The 21,650-nt window shown below is 71.3% G+C and carries 21 protein-coding genes and 2 pseudogenes; 10 read left to right on the forward strand and 13 right to left on the reverse strand.

All coding sequences use genetic code 11. The annotated features are described in order from the left end of the window. Positions 1-23 precede the first annotated feature (23 nt). Positions 24-827 (reverse strand): hypothetical protein, encoded by an 804-nt coding sequence (locus ACFPIH_RS09660; RefSeq protein ID WP_381165487.1) that lies wholly within the window; start codon positions 825-827, stop codon positions 24-26. 43 nt (positions 828-870) lie between these two features. Beyond that, positions 871-1,194, reverse strand: coding sequence for an LAETG motif-containing sortase-dependent surface protein (locus tag ACFPIH_RS09665; protein WP_381165485.1), 324 nt, complete (start codon positions 1,192-1,194; stop codon positions 871-873). A gap of 425 nt (positions 1,195-1,619) precedes the next feature. On the opposite strand from ACFPIH_RS09665, the gene ACFPIH_RS09670 reads away from it, so the two are divergent. The 4 genes from ACFPIH_RS09670 to ACFPIH_RS09685 all read left to right on the forward strand — a co-directional run bounded on the left by ACFPIH_RS09670 (position 1,620) and on the right by ACFPIH_RS09685 (position 8,275). Continuing rightward, positions 1,620-2,882, forward strand: a complete 1,263-nt coding sequence (locus tag ACFPIH_RS09670) for a L,D-transpeptidase (RefSeq protein WP_381165483.1) — start codon at positions 1,620-1,622, stop codon at positions 2,880-2,882. A gap of 131 nt (positions 2,883-3,013) precedes the next feature. Beyond that, complete coding sequence (locus ACFPIH_RS09675; protein ID WP_381165481.1) at positions 3,014-4,495, forward strand: ABC transporter permease; 1,482 nt, start codon at positions 3,014-3,016, stop codon at positions 4,493-4,495. 37 nt (positions 4,496-4,532) lie between these two features. Then, positions 4,533-5,219, forward strand: a complete 687-nt coding sequence (locus ACFPIH_RS09680) for an ABC transporter ATP-binding protein (RefSeq protein WP_381165479.1) — start codon at positions 4,533-4,535, stop codon at positions 5,217-5,219. A 170-nt stretch (positions 5,220-5,389) separates the two neighbouring features. Beyond that, positions 5,390-8,275, forward strand: coding sequence for an NACHT domain-containing protein (locus ACFPIH_RS09685; protein ID WP_381165477.1), 2,886 nt, complete (start codon positions 5,390-5,392; stop codon positions 8,273-8,275). A gap of 250 nt (positions 8,276-8,525) precedes the next feature. On the opposite strand, the pseudogene ACFPIH_RS09690 reads toward ACFPIH_RS09685, so the two are convergent. Beyond that, positions 8,526-8,731 (reverse strand): annotated as a pseudogene (locus ACFPIH_RS09690) (hypothetical protein). A 47-nt stretch (positions 8,732-8,778) separates the two neighbouring features. Here ACFPIH_RS09690 and ACFPIH_RS09695 point away from each other — a divergent pair. Beyond that, positions 8,779-9,011 (forward strand): annotated as a pseudogene (locus ACFPIH_RS09695) (Scr1 family TA system antitoxin-like transcriptional regulator); the annotation flags it as partial. Positions 9,012-9,090: 79 nt separating this feature from the next. Here the strand turns inward: ACFPIH_RS09695 and ACFPIH_RS09700 are convergent. Together ACFPIH_RS09700 and pdxR are read right to left on the reverse strand one after the other, a co-directional pair. Next, the gene (locus tag ACFPIH_RS09700) at positions 9,091-9,399 is read right to left on the reverse strand and encodes a hypothetical protein (protein ID WP_381165475.1); all 309 of its coding nucleotides are present in this window, start codon (positions 9,397-9,399) and stop codon (positions 9,091-9,093) included. An 11-nt stretch (positions 9,400-9,410) separates the two neighbouring features. Continuing rightward, entirely contained in the window at positions 9,411-10,859 is a 1,449-nt protein-coding gene (gene pdxR, locus ACFPIH_RS09705) for a MocR-like pyridoxine biosynthesis transcription factor PdxR (RefSeq protein WP_381165473.1), read from the reverse strand. A 257-nt stretch (positions 10,860-11,116) separates the two neighbouring features. Here pdxR and ACFPIH_RS09710 point away from each other — a divergent pair, with 257 nt between their 5' ends. Then, positions 11,117-11,896: a group II truncated hemoglobin gene (locus tag ACFPIH_RS09710; protein WP_381165472.1), complete on the forward strand. Its 780-nt coding sequence runs from the start codon at positions 11,117-11,119 to the stop codon at positions 11,894-11,896. A 9-nt stretch (positions 11,897-11,905) separates the two neighbouring features. On the opposite strand, the gene ACFPIH_RS09715 is transcribed toward ACFPIH_RS09710, so the two are convergent. Beyond that, complete coding sequence (locus ACFPIH_RS09715; protein WP_381165470.1) at positions 11,906-12,814, reverse strand: helix-turn-helix domain-containing protein; 909 nt, start codon at positions 12,812-12,814, stop codon at positions 11,906-11,908. 172 nt (positions 12,815-12,986) lie between these two features. On the opposite strand from ACFPIH_RS09715, the gene ACFPIH_RS09720 reads away from it, so the two are divergent. After that, positions 12,987-14,027, forward strand: coding sequence for an NAD(P)-dependent alcohol dehydrogenase (locus ACFPIH_RS09720; protein WP_381165468.1), 1,041 nt, complete (start codon positions 12,987-12,989; stop codon positions 14,025-14,027). 27 nt (positions 14,028-14,054) lie between these two features. Here the strand turns inward: ACFPIH_RS09720 and ACFPIH_RS09725 are convergent, their stop codons facing one another. From ACFPIH_RS09725 to ACFPIH_RS09740, 4 genes are all read right to left on the reverse strand, one after another. Further along, positions 14,055-14,456: a hypothetical protein gene (locus tag ACFPIH_RS09725; RefSeq protein ID WP_381165467.1), complete on the reverse strand. Its 402-nt coding sequence runs from the start codon at positions 14,454-14,456 to the stop codon at positions 14,055-14,057. Between the two features lie 38 nt (positions 14,457-14,494). Beyond that, positions 14,495-15,517: a FecCD family ABC transporter permease gene (locus tag ACFPIH_RS09730; RefSeq protein WP_381165798.1), complete on the reverse strand. Its 1,023-nt coding sequence runs from the start codon at positions 15,515-15,517 to the stop codon at positions 14,495-14,497. A 158-nt stretch (positions 15,518-15,675) separates the two neighbouring features. Then, positions 15,676-16,662, reverse strand: a complete 987-nt coding sequence (locus ACFPIH_RS09735) for a FecCD family ABC transporter permease (protein ID WP_381165465.1) — start codon at positions 16,660-16,662, stop codon at positions 15,676-15,678. Next, positions 16,659-17,732, reverse strand: coding sequence for an ABC transporter substrate-binding protein (locus ACFPIH_RS09740; protein ID WP_381165463.1), 1,074 nt, complete (start codon positions 17,730-17,732; stop codon positions 16,659-16,661). The genes ACFPIH_RS09735 and ACFPIH_RS09740 overlap by 4 nt, the downstream gene beginning before the upstream one ends. Positions 17,733-17,907: 175 nt before the next feature. On the opposite strand from ACFPIH_RS09740, the gene ACFPIH_RS09745 reads away from it, so the two are divergent. Further along, positions 17,908-18,195: a DUF1905 domain-containing protein gene (locus ACFPIH_RS09745; protein WP_381165461.1), complete on the forward strand. Its 288-nt coding sequence runs from the start codon at positions 17,908-17,910 to the stop codon at positions 18,193-18,195. 15 nt (positions 18,196-18,210) lie between these two features. Here the strand turns inward: ACFPIH_RS09745 and ACFPIH_RS09750 are convergent, their stop codons facing one another. Together ACFPIH_RS09750 and ACFPIH_RS09755 are read right to left on the reverse strand one after the other, a co-directional pair. Then, entirely contained in the window at positions 18,211-19,356 is a 1,146-nt protein-coding gene (locus ACFPIH_RS09750) for a serine hydrolase domain-containing protein (RefSeq protein WP_381165459.1), read from the reverse strand. A 32-nt stretch (positions 19,357-19,388) separates the two neighbouring features. Beyond that, positions 19,389-19,850, reverse strand: a complete 462-nt coding sequence (locus ACFPIH_RS09755) for a winged helix-turn-helix transcriptional regulator (RefSeq protein ID WP_381165457.1) — start codon at positions 19,848-19,850, stop codon at positions 19,389-19,391. Positions 19,851-19,949: 99 nt separating this feature from the next. Between ACFPIH_RS09755 and ACFPIH_RS09760 the strand changes: the two genes are divergently transcribed. Continuing rightward, on the forward strand, positions 19,950-20,654 hold the full coding sequence (locus tag ACFPIH_RS09760; protein ID WP_381165455.1) for an NADPH-dependent F420 reductase: 705 nt from the start codon (positions 19,950-19,952) through the stop codon (positions 20,652-20,654). A 7-nt stretch (positions 20,655-20,661) separates the two neighbouring features. Further along, complete coding sequence (locus tag ACFPIH_RS09765; protein WP_381165454.1) at positions 20,662-20,907, forward strand: hypothetical protein; 246 nt, start codon at positions 20,662-20,664, stop codon at positions 20,905-20,907. Here ACFPIH_RS09765 and ACFPIH_RS09770 read toward each other — a convergent pair. Beyond that, positions 20,870-21,442: an AMIN-like domain-containing (lipo)protein gene (locus ACFPIH_RS09770; RefSeq protein ID WP_381165452.1), complete on the reverse strand. Its 573-nt coding sequence runs from the start codon at positions 21,440-21,442 to the stop codon at positions 20,870-20,872. The genes ACFPIH_RS09765 and ACFPIH_RS09770 overlap by 38 nt on opposite strands. Between the last annotated feature and the right edge of the window lie 208 nt (positions 21,443-21,650).

A 21,650-nucleotide genomic window follows, 5' to 3' on the forward strand; every position in this document is an offset into this window, starting at 1 on the left:
CGGCCCCCGAAGGTCATATCCCGTTACTTGAGCTTGCCGAGCTGGGCGGTGACCAGGGCCGCCGGAACCGGGTCCATGTCGCCGCCCTTGCCGAACGCGGCGAAGTTCAAGGTGTAGAACGAGGCGATGGTGTTGCCCTTGCGGATCACCTCGCTGTGGACGGTGGCCGTGCCCGAGCCGTCCATGTCGGCGTCCTGCGCGAACGCCACCGACTCGTCGCCGCCCCCGGTGCCCTTCTCCGAGACGACCTTGGTGATCTTCTGCTTCTCGCCGTCGGACGTGATGCCGTACCCGCCGGAGCAGGCCGTCACGCCGTCCGAGACGGCCTTCATGGCCTTCTCGGCGCCGTCGCCGTCGTAGGAGGACAGGCCCACGAACGTCAGGTTGACGTCGAAGGCGTCCTCGACGGAGGCGTCGCCCGTCTTCGAGGCCGAGGACTTGTCCTCCGTGACGGAGTTGCTGGCGCTCGCGTCCGTGTCACCCGGGGCGAGGCCGGCGGTCGCCCAGGCGAGCGGGTCGCACGCGGCCTTGTCGGTCTTCACCGCGGACTTGGTCGTCGGCAGCGTGTCGACCCCCGAGTCGAACGTGAACCCCGTGATGTCCCCCTTCGCCAGCAGGAGCTTCTCCAGCTCGGCCGACGTCAGCGCCTTCGCGTCCGATCCGGAGTCCGAGCCCGAGTCGCCCGCCGACGCGGAGGCCGAACCCTTGGTGTCCTCGGAGCCCTTCGACCCCTCGTCCGAATCCGACGAACAGCCCGTGACGAACATGAGCGACAAGGCGCCCAACGCGGCTATGGAGCACAGCCGCGCCCCCGATGATCTCTTCATGTCCGGGACTATGAAGTCTCTGTCAACGGCGAGTCAAGCGGATTCAAAATCCGAGGCGTTCACGGCGGACGGAATAGACGACGAAGCCCGCGCCCAGGGCGAGCAGCGCCGTCCCGCCGACCACGTACGGGGTGGTGTCGAAGCTTCCGGTGTCGGCGAGCCGGGCACCGTCGTCGGCCGTGGTGTTCGCGTCCGTACTGCTTCTGGTGGTCGTGGACATGGCGCGCGCCTGGGTCGTGACCTGCGTCGTCGTCTCCAGTCTGGCCGGGGCGTCCTGGGACGCGTTGGCGGACGGGACGAACCACAGGGCGCCCAGCAGGGTCCCCGCGGCGGTGGCGGTCAACAACGGGCGGCGAGCGGATGACACGGAATATCGATCCCCTTGTGGCGCTGGCGATTTGGCCGGGCGGGCCGATGCTGGCCCGATGTTAATGAAAGGCCGGGGTCGCGGGAAAGTTGTGGGAGCTGTGAGCCGTAGGCTGAGTGCCTGTGACGGAAGACACCGCGGTGTCCCCTGGGTGCCTCGTGGCTCCGTTCGACCTGGTCAGTGAGGTGCCCGGAGTCGGACTCCGCCGGGTCTCCCGGACCGGCGAACTGATCGATTCCGGTCCGGCTCGCCGGACCGGGACCTCGACGGGGATGATGGGGACGACGATCGCCACGATCGCGGGGACGGACGGGAGCGGACGTGGCGTGGCCCACACATTCGGAGAATGTGCAACGGGATCGGCCCGCCGAGGCGTTTATGTTCATCAAGTGGGGACCCGACGGGTTACTTGGAAATCGGCAACGATGGAGAAGCGTGTGATGACGGACAGTAGGCGGCGCCGAGGTCTGATGACGGCGTCCGCACTGCTCGGCGGTGTTCTGGTGCTCTCCGCGTGTTCCGGCGGTGACAGCAGTGCCTCGGACGGCGGCGACAGCTCCTCCCAGTCGAAGGCTGACGAGGCGGCGGCGAAGAAGAGCTCCGAGGCCCAGATCAAGATCACTCCTGCGGACGGCTCGAACAACGCCTCCATCAACAACTCGGCGGCCGTGACGGTCAGCAAGGGCACGCTGAGCGCGGTCGCGATGACCACGACCGACGGCACCGCCGTAGAGGGCGCGCTCTCGGCCGACAAGACCAGCTGGAAGCCCAGCACCCAGCTGGAGCGCTCGACCACCTACAAGGTGACGGCGACCGCGAAGGACTCCAAGGGCCTCGAAGCCCACGAGAACGCGTCCTTCACCACCGTCTCCCCGGACAACAGCTTCATAGGCAACTTCACGCCGGAGGACGGCTCGACGGTCGGCGTCGGCATGCCGGTGTCGATCAACTTCAACAAGGAGATCACCAACAAGGCGGCCGTGCAGAAGGGCATCACGGTCAGCACCAGCAGCGGCCAGGAGGTCGTCTGCCACTGGTTCTCCACCGTCCGTATGGACTGCCGCCCCGACGACTACTGGAAGGAGAACTCCACCGTCACGCTGAAGCTCGCGCTCGACGGCGTGGAGGGCGCCAACGGTGTCTTCGGGGTCCAGCAGAAGACGGTCACCTTCAAGATCGGCCGTAACCAGGTCTCCTACGTCGACGCCAAGACCAAGCAGATGAAGATCACGCACAACGGCGCGACGATCAAGACCATCCCGATCTCCGCCGGTTCGCCCGACAACAAGACCTACGAAGGCATCATGGTGATGTCGGAGAAGTTCAAGGAGACGCGCATGAACGGCGCGACCGTGGGCTTCACCGACGACGACGGCAAGGGCGAGTACGACATCAAGGACGTGCCGCACGCCATCCGGCTCACCAACTCCGGCACCTTCGTGCACGGCAACTACTGGGGCGCCAAGTCCATCTTCGGCGCGGTGAACACCAGCCACGGCTGCGTGGGCCTGTCCGACACCAAGGGCGCCAACGACACCGGCACGGCGGGCTACTGGTTCTACACCAACTCGATGGTCGGCGATGTCGTGGTCGTCCAGAACACCGGCGACAAGACGGTGGCCCCGGACAACGGCCTCAACGGCTGGAACCTGAACTGGGCGGACTGGAAGGCGGGTTCGGCCGTCTGACAGCCCCCTCACAGTCTGATGATGCCGCCCCCAGGGGCGGCATCGTCTTTTCCGGGGTCAACCACAGTCTTCTCATCGTTCTCTTATATCTGCCTTATCCAGTCATCACGCGCCGTACCTACCTTGCGGCCATGTTCTTCACCTACCTGAGGCGCGAGTTGCGCCGCCGCAGAAAGGCGGCCCTCGTCGTCGCCTCCGGACTGGCGCTGGGAATCGCGCTGGTCATCGTGGTCAGCTCCGTGTCGTCAGGCATGGGGAAGGCCCAGGACAAGGTCCTGCAGAGCCTCTACGGGCTGGGCACGGACATGACGGTCACCAAGGCCGCCGCGGCCAACGCGAGCGCGTCGGACCGTCCACGCTTCCAGTTCGACGCGCGGGAGAACGGCGACGACACCGAGCAGAGCACCGACCGGGTCATGGTCCAGGGCTTCCAGACCCTGGCCACCTCGACCGTCACCAAGGTCGACCAGCAGAAGGGCGTCGCGGACGCGGTCGGCGGGCTGAGCCTCCAGGTCATCAAGATCAACGGCCAGTTCACCCGCGGCCAGTTCCAGCAGGACGGCAACAGCGGCAACGGCGGCCAGCAGGGCGGCCGGGGCGGCAACGGCGGCGGCACCGGCCAGCCGCAGGGCGAAGTCCAGGGCGGCGGCGCCAACTTCGACGTCAACAACTACTCCGTCTACGGCACCGACGTCACCAAGCTCGACCTCGGCCCGCTGACCTCCTCCAAGATCACCAGTGGCCGTACCTTCAAGACCACGGAGACGAACGCGAAGGTCGCCGTCGTCGACTCGGCCTACGCCAAGGAGAAGAAGCTCAAGGTCGGTTCGACCGTCACCGTCAAGAGCGTCAAGTTCAAGGTGGTCGGCGTCGCCACGGCCGACAGCGGTGACTCCGCGGCCAACCTCTACATCCCGCTGACCCAGGCGCAGACCCTCAGCGAGTCGAAGAACAAGGTCACCACGATCTACGTCAAGGCGACCGACTCGCAGCAGATCGACAGCGTCAAGTCGACCATCCAGAAGAACGTCTCGGGTACCACCGTGACGACCTCCGCCGACCTCGCGGACACCGTCTCCGGCTCCCTCTCCACGGCGTCCTCGCTCGCCACCAACGTCGGCAAGTGGCTGTCCATCGCCGTGCTCATCGCGGCCTTCCTGGTCGCCGGTCTGCTGACCTCCTCGGCTGTCTCCCGCCGCGTCCGTGAGTTCGGCACGCTGAAGGCGCTGGGCTGGAAGTCCGGCCGCGTCACCCGGCAGGTCGTCGGCGAGGCCATGGTCAACGGTCTGCTCGGCGGTGCCCTCGGTATCGCGCTCGGCCTCGCGGGCGCGTACGCCGTGACCGCCATCAGCCCCACCCTCCAGGCCCAGATGGGCGGCGGTGGCGGCGGGGGCCAGGGCGGCCCCGGCGGCGGAGGAGGCGGCGGCTTCGGCGGCGGTCCCGGCCGGGCGGCGGCCAAGACGCTCGACGTGGCGCTGACCGCGCCGGTGAGCGTCACGACGGTGGCCATCGCGGTCGGCCTCGCGGTGGCCGGCGGGCTGATCGCGGGCGCGTTCGGCGGCTGGCGCGCGTCGCGCCTGCGTCCGGCCGACGCGCTGCGCCGCGTCGAGTAGCCCACCCCCTCATCTACTTGCAGGAGTTGTTGTCCCCATGTACGAACTCAGAGGCGTCACCAAGCGCTACACACGCGGCAAGGACACCGTCCACGCGCTGGACGGCGTCGACCTGACCATCGCCGACGGCGACCGGCTGGTCATCCAGGGCCCGACGGGCGGCGGCAAGTCCACCCTCCTCCAGATGCTCGGCGGCCTCGACCGGCCGTCCGAGGGCGAGGTCGTGCTGGACGGCACCGACCTCGCGCGGCTCTCCGAGGCGAAGCTGACGAAGGTACGCAGCGAGAACATCGGCTTCGTCTTCCAGGCCTTCAACCTCATCCCGACGCTCACCGCCCAGGAGAACGTCGAGACCGCCCTCGTACCGATGGGCGTGAAGACGAAGGAGCGCCGCGAACGGGCCGCCGAGGCCCTCAAGTCGGTCGGGCTCGGCGAGCGTCTGAGCCACCTCCCCTCGGAGATGTCCGGCGGCCAGCAGCAGCGTGTGGCCATCGCCCGGGCCCTGGTCAAGCAGCCCAAGGTCCTCCTCGCCGACGAGCCCACCGGCAACCTCGACGAGGGCATGCGCGACGAGATCATGGACGTCCTCGAACGCATGTGGAAGGAGCTGGGCCTGACCTTCATCATGGTCACCCACGACTCCGCGATCGCGAAGAAGGCCCCGCGCGTCGCGACCATCCGCAAGGGCAAGATCACGGTGAAGGAGAACGCGGCGTCGTCCTGACGCTCCGGACCGCCCAGCACACCCCCCGGGACATCTCCGTGTGTTCCGGGGGCCCGTGACCGTCCCGCATGCTCCCGTCCCGCTACCGTGCGCCGCCCCCCGGCGCCGGTACGCCGCCGCCCTCCCCTCGTTCACCTGGTACAGGCGGATCACGGACACGGGGTCGGAGCATGCGGACACTCTTCACAGGGGCACGGGCACAGCGGCGCGTCGGACTGGGGGTGGTCGCCGCGGCCCTGGTCGCGCTGGTCGTCGTCCTGGCAGGCGGAGACGGCGACACCGGCGCGACGTCGATGTGGATCTCCCTCGTGTCCGCCTTCGTCTCGGTCTGCGCCTTCGCGGCCGACCTCCTCCGGGGGCCGGCCGACGACCGGACCGGCGCCGACCGGCGCCGGCGGGCGGCCGACGAACTCGCCGAGGCGGTGGATACGCAGTGGGCGGGCGTGGCCCGGCGCCGCCGACTGCCGGACCCGGAACCCCTCGACGTCCGCTGGGCCCGCGTCGACCCCCCGCTCGCCGACCATGAGCGGAACATCGGGCCCGGCCTTCCGCTGCCACTGCCCCGCGACGGCAGCCACGGGCTCGCCCGGATCGTCCGGACGTTCCGGGTGCGGCCCTCCCGGCGGCTGGTGGTGCTGGGCGCTCCGGGCGCGGGGAAGACGATCTTCGCCGTGCGGTTCGTGCTGGGGATGCTGGCCGTCCGGCAGCGGGGCGAGCGGGTTCCGGTGCTGTTCTCCCTGGCGAGCTGGGACCCACGGACCGTCTCCCCGCGTGACTGGCTGGCCGAGCGACTGGCCGCCGAGTACCGGCCGTTGGCCGCCGTGCGGGGCGAGCGCACACTGGCCCGCGAACTGCTGGACGCCGGTCTCGTACTGCCCGTGCTCGACGGCTTCGACGAACTCCCCGAGGAGGTGCGCGGGACGGCTCTGGTATGCCTGAACGCCGCGATGGACGAGCGGCTGCCCGTCGTGCTCACCTGCCGCACCGAGGACTGGAGCAGCGCCGTCGACGGGGGCGACGTACTGACCTCCGCCGAGGTGGTGGAACTGCTTCCGCTGGAGTTCGCGACGGCGCGCGCCTACCTGGAAGCCACGGCGCGTGCGGACGCCTCCGGAGCCACGGTCTGGACACAGGCCCTCGGCGCCCCCTCCGCCCAACTGGCCGAAGCACTGAGCTCACCGCTGATGGTGGCGCTGGCCCGCACGGTGTACGGGGACACCTCCCGAGCCCCGGACCACCTCACGGACACCGAGCGCTTCCCCATGGCGGAGGACATCGAGAAGCACCTGCTGGACGCCTTCGTCCCGGCCGTCTTCGCCGACGGCACCTGGTGCCCGGACAAGGCACACCACTGGCTCCGCAGCCTCGCACGCGACCTGCCGCAGCACCGTTCCGAGCCCGGTGGCACCTGGCGGCTGGCCTGGTGGGAGCTTCCGGCGGCGATGCCCAGGGCGCTGCGCGTGATCGGCCCCGCGACGACGGCACTCGCCGCGACGGTCGCGCTCCTGGTGCCGTTGGCCGTGTACGGGGGTGGCGCGGTCGCCAACTGGGACAGCCCGCTGTCGGCCGTAGTCAACTTCGCGGGCATTCTGACGGGCCTGTGCTTCGGGCTCGCCCTCCTGCCGCCCGACACCGCCGAAACCCCGCAGGGACCGCGCCGGCTGTTCCACATGGCGCTGACGATGGCCGCCGCGGCCACGGTCATCGCCGTGGCCCTGGGCCTGTGCGTCCCGCCACTGCTCGGTGTGCGTCTGGGCGCCGTGATCACACCGCGGCCGACCTGGTTCCTCAACGGGTGCTGCTTCGGGCTGATCCTTTCGATGATGTTCGCCGTCGCGGGCCTGCCCCGGCGTCCCCTCCCGCTGGCCCTGCCCTGGGCGGGGGGTCCGGGCGGTCTCCGTGCCGTACGCGCGCTGGGCGCCGTGGCCGTCTTCGCCGGTCTGGTGATCTATGGCTACGCGGGCGAACCCGTCGTGTCCGCGACCTGCCTCGTGGCAGGGCTGTTCCTGTTCCTGGCCGGGGCGCGGCGCGGGGAACGGGCGGTGGCGCAGTACACCGGCCCGGCTGCCGTACTGCGGGGCTTCGGCGAGGGGCTCCTGCGGGGCTTCCTCGCCTGCACGCTCATCGGCGTCTGCGTCTCGGCCGTCGTCGGCGGCATCACGGGCGCCTTCGCCGCGTACGGAATCCATTCGGCCCGCCCCTTGCCGAGCGGCACGGTGATCGACGGCTGGCGGCTGACGGAGACGGCCGACGGCGGCCGGTCCGTCACCTCCACGAAGCCGCAGCACGTCCTCCTGGTGGAGCGAACGGCGCTCGACCGGCCGTTCGCCGTGATGAAGGGGGCGCGGATCTCATGGGACCGCCGGATCGCGGAATTCGACGAGAGGGTGCGGATCCACCGGGGGCGCGACGGATGGGTGCTCGACCGACCGAGCGGGCCCGCCGTCCGGAAGGACAAGCCGGTCGACGCCCACAACCTGGCCGTCGCCCTGCCGCACCGGGTCGAGGTGTGGCTCGTGCGTCGCGCTGTCGAGACGGTCGTCCTCGACGCCGTGCTGCCCCTGGTGGCCTTCGGAGTGCTCATCGGCGCCATCGGAGGCTGCGCCTCCGGGGTGTACGAAGCGCTGAACACCCCGTCCGACACGATCCGCGCCGTCGGCCCGCAGAGTGCCCTGCGCACCGACCGCGCCGCCACCCTCGCGCGCAGCGCGATCGCCGCCGTCCTCGCGGGCGGGGTCTGTCTCCTGCTGATCTCGGCCACCAGCCGCGGCAGCACCCTGGGCACCATGCACACCGAGCTCTGGGTGCCGGTGGGCTCCTCCGCGCTCGCGCTCAGCGCCTGGGGCCGGCTCGGCACGGCCCGGATCTGGCTGGCCCTGACCGGACGGGCACCCTGGCGGCTCATGCGGTTCCTCGACGACGCCCACCGCCGTGGCGTGCTGCGCCAGTCGGGCGCGCACTACGAGTTCCGCCACCTGCGCCTCCAGCAGCACCTGGAGGCCCCCGTGGCCGCCGCCGACACCGCGCCACGATCCGAGCCGTCCCCGGTCCCCTGAGCCGGCCCCGAGCTCGCACCATACGGTCTTGCCCGCGACCCCCTGCTCCACGCCCCACCCATCCGCGAGCGCGTCGAGCAGGGCGAGTCCCCGGCCGGACTGACGCTGACCGGGGTGCCCTCGCCGAGGTGGTCGATGACGTTGGTGACCAACTCGCTGACGCAGAGGCGGACATCGTAGGGATGCTCGCGGAGCCGGTCGCGCAGCTCGGGGACGGACTTCGGGGTGACGAGAAGGTCGATTTCGAAGGTCACTGTGCGGCGGCCTTCCGGAGGGCCGCGGCGAGTTCGCGGGCGGTGGCGGTGTTGCAGTTCCCGAGCGCGACGGGGCCCGGCCGGTAGGGGGAGGCGAAGGTCGGCAGGTCCACGCGGAGCGAGGGCAGCGTGATGCCGTGCAGGGCGAGGCGGCGCGGAGTTCCTCCACGCAGAGGATGGTGTCGTGTGGGGTGGCGGCCATGGGTGAGGTTTCGCGTTCGCGACCAGGTCGGCGGAGGAGGGCGAGTGGTGGCTCGGGGCAAGGACATCGTCGGCTCGATGGGCGTTCCGACCTTCTACGGCAAGGAGTTGCGGTGGAAGAGGGAGGCGGCGGGGCTGTCGTTGGATGCGTTCCTGGAGGGGAGCTTCTACGGGAAGACGTACCTGAGAAACACGCAGAGACCATCGAGTTGTGGTCCCCCATCATCTTCCCTGGGCTGCTTCAGACGGCCCCGTACGCGCGGACCAGCTCGTCCGCCGCCTTCTCCACCTCGGCCACGAACGCCGGCGGAGCATCGCCGATCACATGCTGCTCGTCAGGGTCGTACTCCCACCGTCAGGTCATCCACACACCGCCTGAACGGCTTCGGACTCGACCGCGGCCAGCTCGTTCATACCTTCCCGGAAGGCGGGGTCGGCCTTGCTCGTGGTGCCGTGGACTGCGGCGAGAGCGGCCTGGTGCTGCGCTTGTTCCTTGTGCCGCTCCATCTCGTCGAGCCGGTGAGGAGCGATCCTGGCGAGGGCGGTGCGGACAGCCTCGGGGGTTCGTTCGGGCCGGGGGATCAGATCCTGCCCACCGTGGTCAGGCTGTGTGTCCGCGTCGCGGTCCGGATGTCCACCGTACCGGTCGGGCGTGTCCCGGAGGCTCACGTTCCGTAGCGTCAGGTCAGTTCGCGCAGTGCCCTGCCCAGGGCCGCCACCCCCTCCGTGATCACCCCCGCCGGGCTCGCCGCGTAGCCCAGGACCAGGCCGGGGCTGCCGGGGAGTTGGCGGTGCCAGGACAGGGGGTGGCACTTCACGCCGTGGGTGAGGGCGGTGGCGGCCAGGGCCGTGTCAGGGATGTCCGGGGTGTCGTACGTGATGGTCAGGTGGAGGCCTGCTGCCGTGCCGTGGACCGTGGCCGCCGGGAGATGGGTGGCCAGGGCGGTGATCATCGCGTCGCGGCGTCTGCGGTGGCGGTCGCGCAGGAGGCGCAGGTGGCGTTCCAGGGTGCCGGACTCCAGGAGGCGGGCCAGGACCAGTTGGGGGAGGGCCGCGTTGCCGAGGTCGGTGAAGCGTTTCGCGTCCACCAGCGGAGCGAGGTGGCGGCGGGGCGGGACCATCCAGCCGATGCGGAGGGCGGGGGCGAGGAGTTTGGAGACGCTGCCCAGATAGCAGACCTGGTCGTCGGCCAGGAGGGAGCGCAGGGCCGGGACCGGCGGGCGGTCGTAGCGGTGTTCCGCGTCGTAGTCGTCCTCCAGGATGAGGCCGCCGTCCCGAGCCCAGCGCAGCAGTTCGCGGCGGCGCTCACCCCCCGTCACCATGCCCATCGGGAACTGGTGGGCCGGTGTGAGCAGGACCGCGCGGGCGCCGGTGGCGCGCAGGGCGTCGATCCGGATGCCGTCGGGGTCGAGCGGCACCGGCGGGGTGGCCAGGCCCCCGTGGTGCAGGTGCTGGCGGGTGCCCAGGGAGCCGGGGTCCTCGACCGCCACGGCGTCGATGCCGTCGGCGCGCAGGACGGGGTGCAGGAGGGTCAGGGCCTGTGCGATTCCGGCGACGATCAGGATGTCGGCCGGGTCGGCTCGCATGCCGCGGGTGCGGGCCAGCCAGTTGGCGACGGCGCGGCGTAGCTGAGGGGTGCCGCGCGGGTCGCCGTAGCCGAGTTCGTCGGCGGACAGACCGGTGAGGAGGGCTCGTTCGGCGCGCAGCCAGGCCGTCCGGGGGAAGGCGGTGAGATCCGGGCGGCCGGGGGTGAGGTCGATGCGGGCGGGGGCGGCGCGGAGGGCGTCGAAGACGTCGTTGCCGGGTTCGCCGGAGAAGGCACCCACGGGCTCGGGCGGCGGCCCGGTGGGCGTGGTGGCCGGTGGCGGAGGGGTCGCCACCACCACCGTCCCGCCCCGGCGGCGGCCCTCCACATGGCCGTCCTCCGTGAGCCGGCGGTACGCCTCCGCGACCACCCCGCGCGAGACGCGCAGCTCGGCGGCGAGCACCCGGGTGGGCGGCAGCCTGCTGCCCACGGTCAGCCGGCCGTCGGCCATCGCCCGCCGCAGCCGCCGGGCCAGCCAGTCCGACTTGCCGTCGGCGGGCACGGCGGCGGCGTCGAGCTGGAGGAAGTCGGAGCCGGAGGTCATGGCGTGACCCGCCTCCCGCGGTTGGTCCAACGGCGCGCGTGGGTCCGGCCGGACAGCGGGAACGCCATGGTCAAGGGGGCCTCCGCGAACGGCGATGTGAACGGCGACGTGAACTGGGACGCGAACTGGGACGTCCTCCACCCTGGCCCCGTCAATGGTCCGCCGGCCAGGGCCAAAGGAGGGGCTCCCCACCGGTCCATAACCCGGTCTGCGCGGAACATCGGCCTCCGCGGTCCCTTTCGTGTTTGCGTGGACCCATGACGGCTGCACCCACGACCACGGTCGAGTACATCCGATACCGCATTCCCGAGGAGAAGTCCGAGGAGTTCCTCGCCGCCTACACCCGTGCCGCGGGCCGGCTCGCGGCCTCCCCGCACTGCCTCGACTACGAACTCGCCCGCTGCGAGGAGGACTTCGAGCACTTCATCCTGCGCATCACCTGGACGTCGACCGAGGACCACCTCCAGGGCTTCCGCACCTCCGAGCTGTTCCCGCCCTTCCTCGCCGAGATCCGGCCGTACGTCGCTGCCATAGAGGAGATGCGGCACTACAAGGCCACCCCCGTGCGCGGGACGGGTTCGGCCGTACCCACGCTGTACCGGTGGGCGGGCGGGGCGGAGGCGTTCGCCCGGCTGACGGACGCGTTCTACACGAAGGTCCTGGCGGACGACCTGCTGGCGCCCGTCTTCGCGAACCTCGCCCCCGAGCACGCCGGGCACGTCGCCCTGTGGCTGGCCGAGGTCTTCGGCGGACCGGACGCCTACACGGCGACCCAGGGCGGACACGATCACATGGTCGCCAAGCACTTCGGCCTTGCCATCACCGAGGCCCAGCGGCGCAGATGGGTCAACCTCATCCAGGACGCCGCCGACGAGGCCGGTCTGCCGACGGACCCGGAGTTCCGCTCGGCCTTCCTCGCGTACGTCGAATGGGGCACCCGGCTCGCCGTCCACTTCTCCGGCCCGGACGCCAAGCCCCCGACGGAGCAGCCGGTGCCGATGTGGGGGTGGGGGGCGGCTCCGCCCTATCAAGGGTGACTACAGGCGTCAGGCGGACGGTGTCTGTGAACCCGCGCGGGTCGCGTCCGCGCCCCAGCTCGCCAGGAGGCGCAGGGCGTCTGCCGACGGGGAGCCCGGTTCCGCGTGGTAGACGACCATCGCCTGGTCGCCGTCGTCCGCCAGCCGGAAGCCCTCGAAGTTGAGGGAGAGGTCGCCGACGAGCGGGTGGCGCAGCTGCTTCACGCCGTGGTTCTTCTCCTTGACGTCGTGGGTGGCCCACAGACGGCGGAAGTCCTCGCTCTTGACGGAGAGCTCGCCCACGATCGCGGACAGGCGCGGGTCGTCGGGGAAACAGCCGGCGTCCATGCGCAGCACGCAGACGATGTCGATGGCCTTCTGCTCCCAGTCGACGAAGAGGTCGCGGTACTCGGGCTTCAGGAACACCAGCCGCGCCCAGTTCCGCTCGGCCGGCGGCAGCTCCGCCCAGTCGCCGAAGACCGCCGCCGCCATCCGGTTCCAGGCGAGGATCTCCGAGCGCCGCCCCACGACGTACGCGGGCACGCCGTCCATGGTGTCGAGGAGCTGCCGCAGCGATACCCGCACCTGCTGCGGACGCGCGGTCTGCTTCTTCTTGTGCTTCGGCTTCGCGAGGTGCGTGAGGTGGGCGTGCTCGGCGTCGGTCAGCCGCAGGGCACGCGCGATCGAGTCCAGGACCTCCGCCGAGACGTTGCGTCCGTTGCCCTGTTCCAGGCGTGTGTAGTACGCCACCGACACCCCGGCCAGCTGCGCCAGCTCCTCGCGCCGCAGCCCCGGTACCCGCCGGTGCCGGCCGAAGTCCGGCAGCCCTACGTCCTCCGGCTTCAGCCGCGCTCGCCGGGTACGCAGGAACTCGCTCAGCTCGGCCCGCCGGTCCAGCGGCGTGCCGGACAGTCCGAAAGACGGTGGCTGTTCATCCATACGTCCAGTATTCACCGTCGTACGACGGTGATCCTGACCCCGCCAGTGGTAGGCACAGCAGTCGTACGCAGAGCCGTGGGCTGGGTGAGACGCCTGTGATGGGGCAGGCTGAACACCGTGCCCGGCCGGAAGGCAGGCCGGGACGACGACCCCCCGCTAGGAGATTCCCGGCATGACCACCGTTGCCGCGTACGCCGCACCCGCTGCCAAGGCTCCTCTGGAGCGCACGACGATCGAGCGCCGGGCGGTCGGCGAGTTCGACGTCCTGATCGACATCAAGTTCGCCGGTATCTGTCACTCCGACATCCACCAGGCCCGCGAGGGCTGGGGCGAGGCCATCTTCCCGATGGTCCCCGGCCACGAGATCGCCGGCATCGTCACCGAGGTCGGCTCCGGCGTCACCAAGTACGCCGTCGGCGACCGGGTGGGCGTCGGCTGCCTGGTCGACTCCTGCCGCGAGTGCGACAACTGCAAGGCCGGCCTGGAGCAGTACTGCACCGTCGGCGGCGTCGGCACGTACAACGCCGTCGGCAAGGACGGCAAGCCCACCTACGGCGGCTACTCCGAGAACATCGTCGTCGACGAGAACTACGTCCTGCGCATCCCCGACGGCCTCGCCCTCGACGTGGCCGCGCCGCTGCTCTGCGCCGGCATCACCACGTACTCCCCGCTGAAGCACTGGAACGCCGGCCCCGGCAAGAAGGTCGCCATCCTCGGCATGGGCGGCCTCGGCCACATGGGCGTCAAGATCGCGCACGCGCTCGGCGCCGAGGTGACGGTCCTGTCCCAGTCGCTGCGCAAGAAGGACGACGGCCTGAAGCTGGGCGCCGACCACTACTACGCGACCAGCGACGAGAAGACCTTCCAGGACCTGAAGGGCACCTTCGACCTCATCCTGTCGACGGTCTCGGCCCCGCTGAACCTGGACGCCTTCCTGTCCCTCCTCCGCACGGACGGCGCGTTCGTCAACGTCGGCGCCCCCGAGGAGCCCGTCAACCTCAACCTGTTCTCCGTGATAGGCGGTCGCAAGACCCTCGCCGGCTCCGGCATCGGCGGCATCCAGGAGACCCAGGAGATGCTGGACTTCTGCGCGGAGCACGGCTTCGGCGCGGAGATCGAGCTGATTCGCGCGGACGAGATCAACGACGCGTACGAGCGGGTGCTGGCGAGTGACGTCCGGTACCGGTTCGTGATCGACACCGCGACCATCTGACCCTCGTGTCCGAGGACGGCCGCTGTATCAGCAGTCGACCGGTCCGCCCGGCGACTGCTGGTACAGCGTCCACATGATCAGGCCCTGAAGGGCGAGCAGCAGCAGAGCGGCCGGCAGCACCATGCCGGCCATCTGCACCGGCCCGCGCGGACGCCGGGGCTGGAGCAGCCGGCGCCCGGCGAGCACCACGGCGGCGACCGTGGCGAAGAGCCCGGCGTACGCCGCCGCGTACATCGGCCAGGTGCTCGCCAGCTCCCGGCAGACCGCCAGCTCGGCGGTGGCGTGCCGGTCCTCCGTGACATCGAAGGCGTACGCGCCCAGCACCCCGAGGGAGAGCAGGACGACGGACGCGGAGGCGATGCCCCATCCCTCGTTCTCGGCGTCGTCGGCGGCGCCGATGTTCAGTTCGGTGAGCGTGTCGGTACTCATGCCCATGAGGAGGGGCGCCGGACACGGTCGGGTTCCCGTCAGGGTCCCCGGCGTTCGTGTCGGTCCCGTCCCAGCAGCCACAGCAGATACGGCCCGCCGACCAGCGCGGTCAGCGCGCCGACCGGGATCTCCAGCGGCGGCAGCAGCGTACGGGCCGCCAGATCGGCCGTCACCAGGACCACCGCACCCGTCAACGCGCTGGTGAGCAGCGGCAGTTGGGGCGTCCGGGTGAGCCGGCGCGCCAGCTGGGGCGCGGTGAGGGCGACAAAGCCGATCGGCCCGGCGGCGCCGGTCGCGCTCGCCGCCAGGACGACTCCGAGGACGGTCAGCCCGAGCCGCGCCCGGTCCACCCGCACGCCCAGCGCGGACGCGGTGTCCGCGTCGAGACCGAGCGGGCGCACGGCACGGTTCGCCCACACCAGCGCCGGGAGGGAGAGCAGGAGTACGACGCCCAGCGGGCCCGCCTGCTCCCAGCCCCGGCCGTTGAGGCTGCCGGTCAGCCACAGCTTGAGCTGCTCGGCGGCCTCCAGTTCGCTGTCGGCGAGGTAGAGCTGGACGACGGCGGAGAGGGCGACGCCGATACCGACGCCGGTGAGCACGAAACGGTTCGGCTGCATGCCGTGGCGCCAGGCGAGGACGTACACGAGGGCCGCAGCCGCGAGTCCGCCCACGACGGACACGGCGGGCATCGCACCGGGGGCGGAGACGGTGCCGGTGGTCAGCGCGAGGACCGTCGCGGCGGCGGCGCCGTGCCCGACACCGATCACGTCCGGGCTGGCCAGCGGATTGCGGGTGACCGTCTGCACGAGGGCCCCGGAGACACCGAGCGCGGCGCCGACCAGGGCGCCGAGCGCGATCCGGGGCACCCGCAGCTCGTTCACCACCAGGTCGTAGGGGCTCGCTTCCCCCCGCACGGTCCGCCAGACCTCGGCGGGCGGGATGTACGTCTGCCCGACACACGCGGACACGAGCATCACGCCCGCGAGAAGCGCGAGAAGGCCGAGGGCGACGTAGAGGGAGCGACGGTGGAGGACGAGGGATGTGTGGGTGGTAGGGCGCAGAACACTTGTCTGCCTGGCTGCGGGAAGTCGTGCCTCCCCCCGTGCCTCAAGGGCCTGGGGGGACCCCCAGGCCCTTGAGGCACGGGTGGGCGCTGGGGCGCCCCGCAAGCGCCGGGCCGCGCGCCCCACCCCCGGCCCACCCGAACCCCGGTCACCCTTCACGCCGCCACCCCCTTCCGCCGTACCAGAACAACGAGCACCGGCACCCCCACCAACGCCGTCATCACCCCCGCCGGCACCTCCGCGGGAGCCCGCACCACCCGCCCCACCACGTCCGCCAGCACCAGCAACCCCGCCCCCAGCAGCGCCGACAACGGCAGCACCACCCGGTGCCCGACCCCCCGCACCAGCCGCCGGGCGAGATGCGGCACCGCCAGCCCCACGAACGCGATCGGCCCCGCCGCGGCCACCGCGGAAGCGGTCAGCAGGGTCGCCCCCAGCGCCGCGCACACCCGTACCGTGTGCACCCGGTGCCCCAGCGCCCGAGCCGTCTCGTCGCCGAGGGCCAGCGCGTCGAGCCCCCGCGCACAGGCGATCACCAGCCCCGCCCCCACCGCCAGAAACGGCAGCATCCGGACGACGGTGTCGGCGTCCCGCCCGCTCAGCGCGCCCACCTGCCAGAACCGGAACTGGTCGAGCGTCGCCGAACTCGACGTGAGCACGACGGTCGTCGCTCCGGCGGTCATCGCGGACAGTGCCGTACCGGCCAGCGACAGCTTCACCGGCGAGGCCCCGCCCCGCCCCCGCGCGGCGATGCCGTACACCAGACAGGCCGCGGCGACGGCGCCGGCGAAGGCGTACCAGACATAGCCGCCGAAGCCGTTCGCGAGGCCGAGGGAGAGGGCGAGGACGACGCCCGCCGCCGCGCCCTGGCTCAGCCCGAGGATGCCGGGGTCGGCGAGCGGATTGCGGGTGACCGCCTGGAGGGCCGCCCCGGCCAGGCCGAGCGCGGCGCCCGCCGTCAGCCCGATCTCGGTCCGGGGCAGCCGCAGGGACCGTACGACGAGGGCGTCGGGCGAGCCGCCGCCGTGCAGCAGGGCGTCGAGCACGGCGGACGGCGGGACCGCCCGCGTCCCCACGGCGAGGCTGAGCACGGCCGCGGCGGCCACCAGCAGGGTGACCGCCGGCCAGACGAGGTACTTCACTTGGTCAGACGCCGGCCGAGCTCGGTGACGACGAGACGCGCGGCGGTCGGACCGGCGTTGAGGTACCAGGGGTCGTCGTCGACCTTGACGGCGTGGCCCGCCTCGACGGCCGACATCCCCTTCCACAGCGGCCCGGCCAGGGTGCTCGCCGCGTCCGTCTCGCTCGCGTCGCCCTGGACGGAGTAGAAGATCCAGTCGGCGTCCGCCGTGTCGATCTTCTCGCTGCTGATGTCCTCCGAAATGGCGTTGAACTGCTGCGACTTGGGCCGGGACAGCCCCATGTCGACGGCGATCGAACCGGTGAAGGAGGAGACGCCGAACATCCGGGTGCGGTCGGGCGTGAAGCGGACCATGGAGACGGCCGGATCGCCGTCCGCCGCGTCCCCCTTCGCCTTCGCGTCGGAGACGATCCCGTCCAGCAGCTTCTGCGCCGCCTGCCCCTTGCCGATCGCGTCGCCGACGAGCAGCAGGTCCCGCTTCCAGTTGATGCCCTGGCCCGCGGTGACCACGGTCGGCGCGATCTTCGACAGCTTGGGGTAGAGGTCGCCGAGCGAGTCGTTGACCAGGATCAGATCGGGCTTGGCGGCGGCCAGCGACTCCAGGTTGGGCGCCTGCCGGGTGCCCGCGTCGGTCATCGCGCCGAGCTTCGCCTTGTGCTGCGGGAAGGTGTCCGCGAGGTAGTCGGGAACCAGGCCCGCGTTGTCGGCGCGGGTGGAGGCGGTCGGTACGACGCCCAGGGTGAGCAGATCGTCGAGCTGACCGGTGCTGAGCACGGCGATCTTCTTCGGCTCGGTCTTGAGCGTCGTACTGCCCTGGAAGTGTTTCACCGTGCGGGGAAACGTTCCGTCGGTGTCGGTGTCCGCGCCCATGCCGTCGGCGAGGACACTGGGCGCGGCGGACGGGCCCTCGGACGCCCCGGCGACCATGTTGCGCTCGCCGTCCTTCGTGCCGGCCGAGGAGGACGTGGCATCGTTGTCAGCCGAGGTCGAGCAGCCGGCCAGCGCCCCTCCGACGACTGCCACGACGGACGCGCCCAGGGCGGCTTTCCACTTCAACGACGACGTACGCACGGAATCTCCCGACGGTTTTGATAAGGCGAGCCTTACCTTAACTCAAAGGGGTGAGCGCCCTCGGCCTCGACTACGTGTACACCGCCTTCCGCCCGGCCGAACAGCCCGAACAGCCCGAACACACGCTCGTGGTCTACTACTTCAACGACTGAGGGGAACTGCTGAGGAGATCCGCATGGAACTCGTCTTCACCGGCCGGGTGATCGAATGGCGTGGACCCGCGCCGTACTACTTCGTCCCCGTGCCGGACGACGAGTCCGCCGACATCCGTGAGGTGGCCGCAGCGGCCTCGTACGGCTGGGGCGTGATCCCGGTCGAGGCCCGCATCGGCGGGATCACCTTCGAGACGTCCCTCTTCCCCAAGGACGGCGGCTATCTGCTGCCGTTGAAGAACGCCGTACGCCTGCCGCAGGGGATAGGGGCGGGCGGAGAAGTGAGCGTACGGATGACCGTCCGCCTGTAGCCCCTTGGTCCCGGGTCAGACCCGCTGCCCCTGAAGCCCGTCGTACGCGGCCATCACCAGCTCCAGCCCCCGGGTGTCCTCGGCGGGCTCGCGCATCTGACTGGTCACGTACGCCACCGCCATCCGGGCCTCGGGGTCGATCATGACCATGGAGCCGCCCCAGCCGCCCCACCCGTAGGTGTTGCCGAACAGCCCGTAGCCCAGGCCCCATCGCACCGGCATCCCCAGCCTCCGGTCCTCGCCGGCGAACTGCTCCACCCAGGCCCGCTCACAGCCCGCCCGCGACAACAGCCGTACCCCGCCGACCGTTCCGCCGCACGCCATCGCCGACTGCACGAGGGCGACCGAGCGGGCGTTGCCGAAACCGCTCGCCGCGGGGATCTGCGCACGGCGCCAGGCCACACTGTTCCCGTCGCGCAGCCGGATCGCGGTCGCGGTGGTCGCGGCCGTCGCGTCACCGCCGGGCGCGCTCGCACGGTAGTCCTCGTCCCGGTGCGGCGGCGGGACCGCGAGCGCCACCCGGTGGTCGTGCTCGGCGGGCAGCCCGATGCGGAAGTCCGCGCCCAGCGGCCCGGCCACCTCCTCGGCGAAGAACTCGCCCACACTGCGTCCGGTGATCCGCCGCACCACCTCTCCGACCAGGAACCCCTGCGTCAGCGAGTGGTACCCGGCCGCGCTCCCCGGCTCCCACTGAAGAGCCTGCCCGGCGAGCCGCGCCGTGGCGGCGGACCAGTCGTAGACCTCCTCGACCGGCCCCTCCCAGTCGGGCAGACCGGCGGTGTGCGAGAGCAGATGCCGTACCAGCACGCTCTCCTTGCCCGCCGCGGCGAACTCCGGCCAGTACGTGGCGACCGGCGCGTCCACGTCGAGCGCGCCCCGGTCGGCGAGTACGAGCGCGCACAGCGCCGTCATCGTCTTGGTGACGGACCAGACGTTCACGATCGTGTCCCGCTGCCACGGGACCGTACGGTCCGAGTCGGCGAACCCACCCCAGACGTCCACCACCGGCTCGCCGTCCACGAAGACGGCCACGGATCCGCCCGTGTCCCCGGCGTCCAGCAACGCGGCGAGGGCGTTGGGCACCGCGGTGAACAGGTCGTCGTACGACCCCTGGACGCGTGCCGTGTCTGCGGTGCCTGCGGTGTCTGCCATGTGTGGCATTAGCCCGCATCGGTCGACCCGAGGCAACCGAATTACGCCGTACGGTCGGTCGTACGTTCGGTCGTACGTTCGGTCGTGCGGTCGGTCCGGTCCTGGGCTTCGAGGAGCTCGTCACCGTGCGCGACCGCCCACCGCCCGAGTTCCGCCATCGGGCCCTCGACCAGACTCCGGCCGAGGCCCGTCAGGCCGTACTCGACGCGCGGCGGCGCCTCGGCGTGCGCGCGACGGTCCACCAGCCCGGCGGCGAGCAGCCGGCGCAGGGAGTCGGTCAGCACCTTGTCACTCATACCGCCACCGCCACCGCCACCGCCATCGCCGCCGATGGCCGTGCGCAGGTCGCGGCGTCGGCGCGGACCCCTGCGAAGTGCCGCCAGGACGACGGGATCCCAGGTGTGGGTGAAGAGATCGGTGGCCGCGCGCAGACGGCAGTCGGCGACCAACTCGTGCCGGTGGGCGTCGTGTTCGTGTTCGTGTGCAAGGTCGTGATCGGTCATCTCGCCGTCCATCATGGCGCGTCGGCCACGCACCGATCGGTGCGCGACGACTTCCCTACCGTGACCACCCGACTGATTTCGGCTGGAGAGGCAGGGACGATGCGCATCGGGATCCTGGGCACGGGCACACTGGCGGCCGCCCTCGGCGAGGGCTGGGCATGCGCCGGACATGAACTGGCCATCGGCGGGCGGTCGCGGGCCGGGGCGGAGAGGCTGGCGGCACGGCTGGGGCACGGAGCGCTCGCCGTCGCGCCGCGCGAGGCGGCCGTCGGGCGGGACGCGGTGCTGCTCGCCGTGTCGTGGGACGGCGTCGAGGACATGCTGGCATCGGCGGGCGCCGCGGACGGCACGCTCGCGGGGACGCCGTTGATCGATCCGACGAACGCCGTCGCGCACGGCGTCGGCGCCCTGCTCGTCGCCCCCGGCGAGTCGATGGCGGACCGGATCGCCGGGCTCGCGCCGGGAGCCCGGGTGGTGAAGGCGTTCCATCTCTTTCCGGCCGCCCAGTGGACGGCCGCTGCCGCCGGCGACCCGTCCCCTTCCCCGTCCCCTTCCCCGCCCCCGTCCTCGGTTCCGTCGCGGGTGACCGTGGCGATGTGCGGCGACGACGCGGTGGCCCTGCGGACGGTCGGTGAGCTGGTGCGTGACGTCGGCGGGATTCCGGCGACTCTGGGCGGGCTGGACCGCGTCCGCCAACTCGAGGAGGTGGCGGGGTTCGCCATCGGCCTGGCGTTCGCGGGAGTGGCCCCTGACTCCGCGCTCCCGCGCGCATCCGCACCACCCACACCGCCCGCACCGAACTGACGCGAGCATGGAGATCATCCCAGAACAGGGCGTCGCCCTCGTCCGGATCGGCGACCCGCGCGCGGAGCGCGTCGGGCCGCCGCACCACACGGTCGAACTCGTGGAGATCGGCTACGGCGGCCAGGGCGCCGAGGGGAGCGGCGCCGAGGCGGAGTTCGACCGGGTCCAGCTGACGTACCGCTTCCTGGACGACGTGGCCGTGCCGTGGCGGTGGCTCAGGAGGTGGCGTTCCAGGAGTGCGCGACGTCGATGACCAGGCGGTCGTCCAGCTGCGTCACCCGGAACGGCAGGCGCGCCCGCACGCCGACACCGATCTGCACACTGTCCTCGAGGCCATCGACGTACCGGGTGTCCTTGAACGTCTGGTAGTCCGTGAGGTCCACGCCGGGCAGCGGCTGCGCGTGCTGCCCCGGGTAGGACTCCGAGCCGGTCGCCGGGTCGAAGTTCGGGCCCACGGCGATCTGGAGGATCGCCCCGCCCGAGACGGGGATCTCTCCCGTGCCGACCGAGATCAGCTTGTCGACGTACGTGACCCGGTAGCCGATCGGCCCGGACGCCGAGCCCTTGAAGTCGAGGACCATGCGGTCGAAGCACTCGTGCCGGCCGGTCCTGATGTCCGTCAGCGGGGGCCTGTAGTCCTCCGACGGCGCCACGCGCTTCTCGAGGCTCCCCCACCCGGTCTCGCACACCGTCGACGCGGCGGTGTCCGCGTGCGCCGTCCCCACCGCCCCCGCCATCCCGGCTCCCGCCAGGACGAGCGCTGCCAGTGCGGTTCCGAGTCGTCGCATGCTTGCTCCCAGATCATCGAGTACACGTGTGAGGCGCCGGGGCCGCCCACCCACCGCAACCGGCGCGGGGCGGGCCCGGCGGCTCAGACTGTGCCCCCCATGTGATCGGACCTAGCTCGCACCATCACGAAACGACAACGCTGTCTCCCGCATGTGGCGTGGATCACGTCTGGGGGAAAACCTGCGGTCCGGCGCGGGCGTCTAGCGG

Origin of the sequence: Streptomyces vulcanius (genome assembly GCF_042653945.1) — a bacterium.
In the GTDB taxonomy this organism is placed as follows: Bacteria; Actinomycetota; Actinomycetes; order Streptomycetales; family Streptomycetaceae; genus Streptomyces; species Streptomyces mangrovi.